Annotated in this window: 7 protein-coding genes and 1 pseudogene; all 8 read left to right on the forward strand. The window is 68.9% G+C overall.

Going from position 1 to position 7,910, the window contains the following annotated elements:
• Positions 1–376 (forward strand): zinc-binding dehydrogenase (locus C5F48_RS20120; RefSeq protein ID WP_146170667.1); only part of this gene is annotated, 376 nt, incomplete at its 5' end.
• Between the two features lie 12 nt (positions 377–388).
• Entirely contained in the window at positions 389–2,122 is a 1,734-nt protein-coding gene (locus C5F48_RS20125) for an acetolactate synthase catalytic subunit (RefSeq protein ID WP_107665578.1), read from the forward strand.
• A 36-nt stretch (positions 2,123–2,158) separates the two neighbouring features.
• Positions 2,159–3,361: an ABC transporter substrate-binding protein gene (locus tag C5F48_RS20130; RefSeq protein ID WP_107665579.1), complete on the forward strand. Its 1,203-nt coding sequence runs from the start codon at positions 2,159–2,161 to the stop codon at positions 3,359–3,361.
• Between the two features lie 57 nt (positions 3,362–3,418).
• Positions 3,419–4,303, forward strand: a complete 885-nt coding sequence (locus C5F48_RS20135; protein WP_107665580.1) for a branched-chain amino acid ABC transporter permease — start codon at positions 3,419–3,421, stop codon at positions 4,301–4,303.
• An 11-nt stretch (positions 4,304–4,314) separates the two neighbouring features.
• Complete coding sequence (locus tag C5F48_RS20140; RefSeq protein ID WP_107665581.1) at positions 4,315–6,117, forward strand: branched-chain amino acid ABC transporter ATP-binding protein/permease; 1,803 nt, start codon at positions 4,315–4,317, stop codon at positions 6,115–6,117.
• Complete coding sequence (locus C5F48_RS20145) at positions 6,104–6,808, forward strand: ABC transporter ATP-binding protein (protein ID WP_107665583.1); 705 nt, start codon at positions 6,104–6,106, stop codon at positions 6,806–6,808. Before C5F48_RS20140 ends, C5F48_RS20145 begins: the two co-directional genes overlap by 14 nt.
• Before the next feature lie 3 nt (positions 6,809–6,811).
• Positions 6,812–7,621, forward strand: coding sequence for a 3-oxoacyl-ACP reductase FabG (gene fabG, locus C5F48_RS20150; RefSeq protein WP_107665582.1), 810 nt, complete (start codon positions 6,812–6,814; stop codon positions 7,619–7,621).
• A gap of 61 nt (positions 7,622–7,682) precedes the next feature.
• Positions 7,683–7,910: pseudogene (locus C5F48_RS20155) on the forward strand (shikimate dehydrogenase); the annotation flags it as partial.

Below are 7,910 nucleotides of genomic sequence, written 5' to 3' on the forward strand. Positions count from 1 at the left end.
GCCGGAGGTGATCCTCGACATGGTGGGCGGGCCCTACATGCAGCGCAACCTCGACCTCGTCGCGGTGGACGGGCGGATCTCGCAGATCGCCTTCCAGCAGGGCAGCACGGCAGACCTCGACATGCTGCCCCTGCTGATGAAGCGGCTCACCCTGACCGGATCGACGCTGCGCGCCCGGCCCGTCGAGATGAAGGCAAGGTTGGCCCGGGCGCTGGAGACGCACGTGCTGCCGCTGCTCGCCAGAGGCGAGGCCCTGCCCCGCATCGATTCCGTCTTCCCGCTGGAGAAGGTGGCCGAAGCCCACGCCCGCATGGATGGCGGAGCCCATGTGGGCAAGATCGTTCTGACAATGACCGGCGACGCCGCGGCGCGCTGAGGGAGAAGAGACATGCTGGACGAAACCAAACGCAAGACCGCAAACCGGACAGGGGCGCATGTGCTGGCTGCCGCCTTGCAGCGGCACGGCGTCACGCAGGTGTTCGGGCAGTCGATCCCCTCGGCGCTGTTCCTTGCCGCGCCGGATTACGGCATCCGCCAGGTCGGTTACCGGACCGAGAACGCCGGCGCCGCCATGGCCGACGCCTATGCGCGGATCAGCGGCCAGGTGCCGGTGGTGACGGCGCAGAACGGCCCGGCGGCGACGTTGCTGGTGCCGGGGCTGGCCGAGGCGCTGAAGGCCTCGATCCCGGTGGTGGCCATCGTGCAGGACGTGCATCGCAAGTTCACCGACCGGAACGCCTTCCAGGAGCTCGACCATTTCGCCCTGTTCTCCGGCGTGGCGAAATGGGTGCGCCGGGTCGGCGACGCCGAGCGGATCGACGATTACATCGACATGGCCTTCACCGCGGCGGCGAGCGGCCGCTGCGGCCCGGCGGTGCTGCTGGTGCCGCTGGACATCCTCGACGAGCGTCCCGACCTGTCGCCCGACGCCCCGCGCCGGATGGCCAGCCTCGGGCGCTATCCCCTGGACCGCGCCGCCGCCGACCCGGAGCGCGTGGCGGAGGCCGCCGACCTTCTCGCCGCGGCGCGTGCGCCGCTGGTCATCGCCGGCGGCGGGGTGCATTCCTCCGGCGCGGTCGAGCAGCTGGCCGCGCTGCAGGCGCTCGGCCTGCCGGTGGCGACGACCGTGATGGGCAAGGGCGCCGTGGCCGAGACCGACCCGCTCTCGCTGGGCGTCGTCGGCTATTTCATGGCCCCCGGCGGTCGCAGCAGCCACCTGCGCGAGCTCGTGACCGGAGCCGACGTGGTGCTGCTGGTCGGCAACCGCACCAACCAGAATGGCACCGACAGCTGGTCGCTCTATCCCCGCGACGCGACCTTCATCCATCTCGACGTCGACAGCGCCGAGATCGGGCGGAACTACGAGGCGCGCCGGCTGCAGGGCGATGCGAAGCTGACGCTGGCCGCCCTGGCCGAGGCGCTGCGGACCCGCGACCTCTCGGCGATGACCGGCCGGCGGGCCGACCTGGAAAGCCGGATCGCCGCCGGGCGCGAGGCGCACAGGGCCGACATGCTGCGGCTGGTGGACATGGACGCGACGCCGGTCCGGCCGGAGCGGCTGATGGCCGACCTCGACGCGGTGCTGCCCGAAGACGCCATCGTGGTGGCCGACGCGAGCTATTCCTCGATCTGGATCTCCAACGGCCTCACCGCGCGCAGGGCGGGACAGCGCTTCCTCACGCCGCGCGGGCTTGCCGGCCTCGGCTGGGGGCTGCCCTACGCCATCGGCGCCAAGGCCGCCCGGCCGGAAGCTCCGGTGGTCTGCGTCACCGGCGACGGCGGCTTCGGCCATGTCTGGTCCGAACTGGAAACCGCGCGGCGGATGAAGCTGCCGGTGGTGATCGTGGTGCTGAACAACCAGATCCTCGGCTACCAGAAACACGCCGAGCTGAGCCTCTTCGCGGAGCACACCGACGTCTGCGATTTCGAGGCGGTGGACCATGCCGCCATCGCCCGCGCCGTCGGCTGCGCCGGGGTGCGGATCGAGAATCCCGCCGACTTCCGCACGGCGCTGGAAACCGCGCTGGTCGGCGACAGCGTCACGGTCATCGACGTGATCACCGACGAACGCGCCTACCCGCCGATCACCAGTTTCCAGGGCAAGGCCGCGCTCGACTACTGAGACCCGCAGAACGGGACAGACCACAGGGAGGACACCATGAAACTTGCAGGACTGATGACGACCAGCGCCCTGGCGCTGACGATGATGACGCCGCAGGCCTTTGCCGAGGTGACGTTCGGCGCGCTGTTTCCCTTCAGCGGCCAGCTGGCCCTGCTGGGCGAGGAGAGCGCCCGCGGGCTGGAGATCGCGGTCGACGAGATGAACGCCGCCGGCGGCGTCCAGGGCGAGCAGATCGTGCTGGAGCGCGGCGACGCGGTCGACAACAACCAGGCGATCGGCGAGGCGCGCCGGCTGATCTCGCTCTCCGGGGTGAAGGCGATCTTCGGCTCCTATTCCTCCGCCCGCTCGATCGCGGCGAGCCAGGTGGCCGAGTTGGCCGGCATCCCCTTTTTCGAGCTGGGCGCCGTGGCCGACGAGGTGACCTCGCGCGATTTCAAGTATCTGTTCCGCACCAACCCCACCGCCGACCACATGGGCAAGCTGATCGTCGAGATGATCGTCGAGAAGGTGGCCCCGGGGCTGGGGAAGGCGCCGGGCGATCTGAAGATCGGCATTATCCACGAGGATTCCAGCTACGGCACCTCGGTCGCTGGCCATCAGGAGCGCTATGGCAAGGAGGCCGGCCTGAACATCGTCACCACGATGCCCTATCCGGCGGCGACGGTGGACATGTCCTCGATGGTGCTCGACCTGCAGTCGCGCGGCGTCGACGTGGTGCTGCAGACCTCCTACCAGAACGACTCCGTGCTGTTCCTGCAGCAGGCGAGCGAGGCCGGCTACAAACCCTCGGCGATCATCGGCGGCGGCGGTGGCTATTCCATGCTGCCGACCGCCGAGGCGGTGGGCAATGACGTGATCGAGGGCGTGCTGGACGCCGACTTCACCCAATACGCGGTGAACACCGACTTCACGCCGGGGCTGGAGAGCTTCGTCGAGACCTACCGGACGAAATACGGCATGGAGCCGCGCTCGGGCCATTCGCTGAACAACTACGTCGGCGCCCTGGCCATCCTCAAGGCGATCGACGCCGCCGAGGGGCTGAAGCCGGACCAGATCGTCGCCGCGGTGAGCGCGATCGACATCCCGCAGGGCCAGACCGCCGCGGGCTATGGCGTCCAGTTCGGCGAGGGCAACCAGAACCAGCGCGCCAGCATGATGGGCATGCAATGGCAGGACGGCACGCTGGTCACGGTCTATCCGCCCGAGGCCGCCGCCGCCGAGATGCGCTTCGCCCAGTAAACCGCCCCCGGGGGAGCGGGCCAGCCCGCTCCCTCCCGCCCTGTATCGCGAGGCGTCATGAACATCTTCCTGCAACTGGTGGCAAACGGGCTGATGCTCGGCGGACTTTTCGCCATCATCAGCATCGGGCTGACCCTGATCTTCGGCATCGTCAAAGTCGTCAACTTCGCGCATGGCGAGTTCCTGATGGCCGGCATGTACCTGACCTGGATCATCACTGTCGGCCTGGGCCTGCATCCCTATGTCACCGTCCTGGCCGTGGCGCCGTTCCTCTTCGTGCTGGGTGCCATGACCCAGCGCTTCCTGATCCAGCCGCTGCTGCTGGCGCGGGACGACCATGTGCAGATCTTCGCCACGGTCGGCCTGTCCACCGCGCTGATCAACCTCGCCCTGCTGATCTTCGGCGCCGACATCGCCAATACACCGGCGAGCGGCTTGCGCGCCCCGGTGCAGATCGGCCCGGTGCGGATCCTCGAGGGTCAGGTCTACATCTTCATCGCCGCGGTGCTGCTGGTGATCGGGCTGCAGCTGTTCCTCAGCCGCACCCAGACCGGCCGGGCGATCCGCGCCGTGGCGCAGAACCGGGCGGCGGCCCAGCTGATGGGCATCAACGTCGACCGCATCTACGTGCTGAGCTTCGGCATCGGCGCGGCCTGCGTCGGGCTGGCGGCCTCGCTGGTGGCGCCGCTCTATCCGGTCTCCAGCACCATCGGCACCTATTTCGTGCTGACCGCTTTCGTCGTGGTGGTGCTGGGCGGGCTCGGGTCGATCGTCGGGGCCTTCGTCGGCGCGATGATCATCGGCCTGATCGACAGCATGGCCGGGTTCTACATCGGCTCGGACCTGCGCGAGGCGGTGGTCTTCGGCGTGTTCCTCGTGATCCTCATCCTGAAGCCGTCGGGCCTGTTCGGCACGCGCGTTTCCCTGTCGCACATCTCGTGAAGAAGGACGCCATGCAGAGAACCGAAACCTTCGCCCCGCCCGCCGCCCGCCCGGTCTACCTGCGCCCTGCGGCGCTGGCGCTGGCGACGGTGCTGGCCGCGCTGTTCCTGATCCCGGTGGTGGTGGGCGACGCGTTCATCTACCACGTCTTCATCACGATCTGCATCTTCGCCGGCCTGTCCACCGCCTGGAACATCGTCGGCGGCTATGCCGGGCAGCTGTCTTTGGGCCACGCGATGTTCTACGGCATCGGCGCCTATGCCGGCATGATCCTGATGAACATGGGCGTCTCGCCCTGGATCGGCATGTTCGCCGGGGCGGCCGTCGCCGTCGTCGCTTCCGTGGTCATCAGCTATCCCTGCTTCCGGTTGCACGGGCCGTTCTTCGCGCTGGCGACCATCGCCTTCCTCGAGGTTTTCCGCGTTCTGGCGCTGCATTTCCGCGACGTGACCGGCGGCGCGATGGGAATGATGATCGAGCTGAAGCTGGGCTGGGAGTGGATGGTGTTCCGCGAGCGGCTCCCGGCGCTGGTCATCGCCTATGGCATGATGCTGGTCTGCCTCGGTGTCGCCTGGGCGATCCGCGAGCACCGGCTGGGCTATTATCTGGTGGCGACGCGCGAGCGCGAGTCGGCGGCGAAGGCCGCCGGCGTGCAGACGGTCAGGGTTCGGCTGCTGGCGGTGTCGGCTTCGGCCGCGCTGACCGCGATGATGGGCACCTTCCACGCGATGTACTTGACCTTCATCGAGCCGGCGGCGGTGTTCTCGCTGACCTTCTCGATCCAGATCGCCATGTTCGCGCTGATCGGCGGCATCGGCACGATCTACGGCCCGCTGCTGGGCGCGGTGCTGCTGGTGCCACTGACCGAGATCGCCCGCGGCGCGCTCGGCGCGCAGGCGCTGGGGCTGCACGGCTTCGTCTACGGCGTGGTGCTGCTGCTGGTCGTGCTGTTCATGCCGAACGGCATCATGGGGGCCCTGTCGCGCTTCACCCGCGAGAAGGCGGCGGAGACGCCGAGCCAGGCCGGGCCGGTCGTGTCGATGCCGCGGGCCGAGACCCGACCGCCGCTGGGCGCCGAGGTGATGCGGGTGGAGGGGTTGCAGAAGCACTTCGGCGGTCTGCACGTCACCAACAACGTCTCCTTCACCCTGCGCGAGGGCGAGATCCTCGGGCTGATCGGGCCGAACGGCGCCGGCAAGACCACCGTCTTCAACATGATCTCCGGCTTCATGCGTCCGAACGGCGGCACAGTCTCGGTGCTCGACCGCGACGGCAAGATGCATCAGCCGGTCTCGCCGGGAGATTTCGCGGCCCTTGGCGTCGGCCGGACCTTCCAGATCGTGCAGCCCTTCGCCTCGATGACCGTCGAGGAGAACATCATGGTCGGGGCCTTCTACCGCCACCCGCATGTGAACGACGCCCGCGAGGTCGCCCGCGAGACGGCGCATCGCATGGGGCTCGCGCCCTGGTTGCACGCGGAGGCGCGCGGGCTGACCATCGGCGGGCTGAAGCGGCTGGAGGTGGCGCGGGTCATGGCGATGCAGCCGCGCATCCTGCTGCTCGACGAGGTGATGGCCGGCATCAACCAGACCGACGTGCGCCGCGCCATCGACCTCATGCTGTCGATCCGGGACACGGGGGTCAGCATCATCGCCATCGAGCATGTGATGCAGGCGGTCATGTCGCTGTCGGACCGGGTCATCGTGCTGAGCTCGGGCGAGATCATCGCCGAGGGCAAGCCTCAGGATGTGGTGCGCGATCCGCAGGTCATCGAAGCCTATCTCGGAAAGGATTTCGTCCATGCTGACCATTGAGGGCATCGACGCCGGCTATGGGGCCACGACCATCCTGCAGGGTGTCTCGCTGGAGGTGAAGGCGGGCGAGGTCGTGACCATCGTCGGCGCCAACGGCGCCGGCAAGTCCACCACGCTGCGCACCATCGCCGGGCTGATCACCCCCACCGCGGGCAGGATCAGCTTCGAGGGTCAGGACATCACCCGGACCGCCGCGCATGAGGTCGTTGACCTGGGGATCACCCTGATCCCGGAGGGCCGGCAGCTGTTCCCGGACATGACGGTGCGCGAGAACCTGCTGATGGGGGCCTACCGCAAGGCCGCGCGCGCCGCGCAGGCCGAGACGCTGGAGGAGGTCCTGCAGCTGTTCCCCCGCGTGCGCGAGCGCATGAACCAGCAGGCCTCGTCGCTTTCCGGCGGCGAGCAGCAGATGGTCGCCATCGCCCGCGGCATGATGGCGAGGCCGAAGCTCCTGATGTTCGACGAGCCCTCGCTGGGGCTGGCCCCGATCATCGTCTCGCAGGTGTTCGAGGTCATCGGCAAGATCGCCGCGACCGGCACCACGGTGCTGATCGTCGAGCAGAATGTGTTCAGCACGCTGAAGGCCTCGGATCGGGGCTATGTTCTTGAAAACGGCGAGATCGCCCTTTCCGGCGCCGCGGAAGCGCTGCTGAGGGACGACCATGTGCGCCAAGCCTATCTGGGGATCTGAACCATGACGACACGCGAGACCAACCCGGCCGAGATCGACGGCCGCGACAGCCACGCCGGACGGCGCGTCCTGGTGACCGGGGCGGCGAACGGCATCGGCCGGGCCATCGCCCTCGGCTTCGCCCGGCGCGGCGCCACCGTGGGGGTGGCCGACCTGCGCGAGGCGGATGTGGCGCGCATGCGGCAGGAGATCGCCGCCCTGGGCCGTGGCGGATCGGTCGGCCTCGCCGTCGATGTGGCGGATTACGCCGCGCTGGAGCGCGCGCTGGCCGAGGCGGCCTCCGAAATGGGCGGCGGCTTCGACACGGTGATCAACAACGCCGGCATCTCGCCGAAACACGCCGGCGCCGCCCACAGGGTCTGGGAGATAGACCCGAAGGAATGGCGCCGGGTGGTCGATGTGAACCTGACCGGCAGCTTCAACACGATCCGCGCCTTGGCGGAGGGCATGCGGCAGGCCGGCCGCGGCTGGATCGTCAATACCTCCTCGGTGGCCGGCAAGACCTATTCGCCCATCGTCGCCTGTCACTACGCCGCCACCAAATCCGCGATCATCGGCTTCACCAAGCATCTGGCGGCCGAACTGGGGCCCTTCGGCATCCGGGTCAACGCCCTGGCGCCGGGGCGGATCGAGACGCCGATGGTGCGGGGCGTCGCCCCCGAGGTGAATGCGGCGCAGGTGGCGCTGACCCCGCTCGCCCGGCTGGGCCAACCCGAGGAGGTGGCCGATGTGGCGCTCTGGCTGACCTCGCCCGAATCCAGCTTCGTCACCGGCCAGACGATCGACGTCGCCGGCGGGCTCTACATGACATGAGGCGGCGGGCAAGCCACCCGCCGCGAACCGCACCGGCCACAGCGCTCTTCAGGACCCCCACATGATGCCCATCACCGGCCACACCCGCATCTTCGGCATCCTCGCCGACCCGATCCACCACGTGAAGACCCCCGAGGTGATGAACGCCCTGCTCTGCCGGCACGGGGTCGATGGGGTGCTGGTGCCGTTCCATGTCGCGCCCGACGGGCTCGCCGCTTTGGTCGCCGGGCTGCGCGCGCAGCAGAACTTCGGCGGCTTCATCGCCACGGTGCCGCACAAGCCGGCCATG

It is taken from the genome of Cereibacter changlensis JA139 (genome assembly GCF_003034985.1).
GTDB lineage: Bacteria > Pseudomonadota > Alphaproteobacteria > Rhodobacterales > Rhodobacteraceae > Cereibacter > Cereibacter changlensis.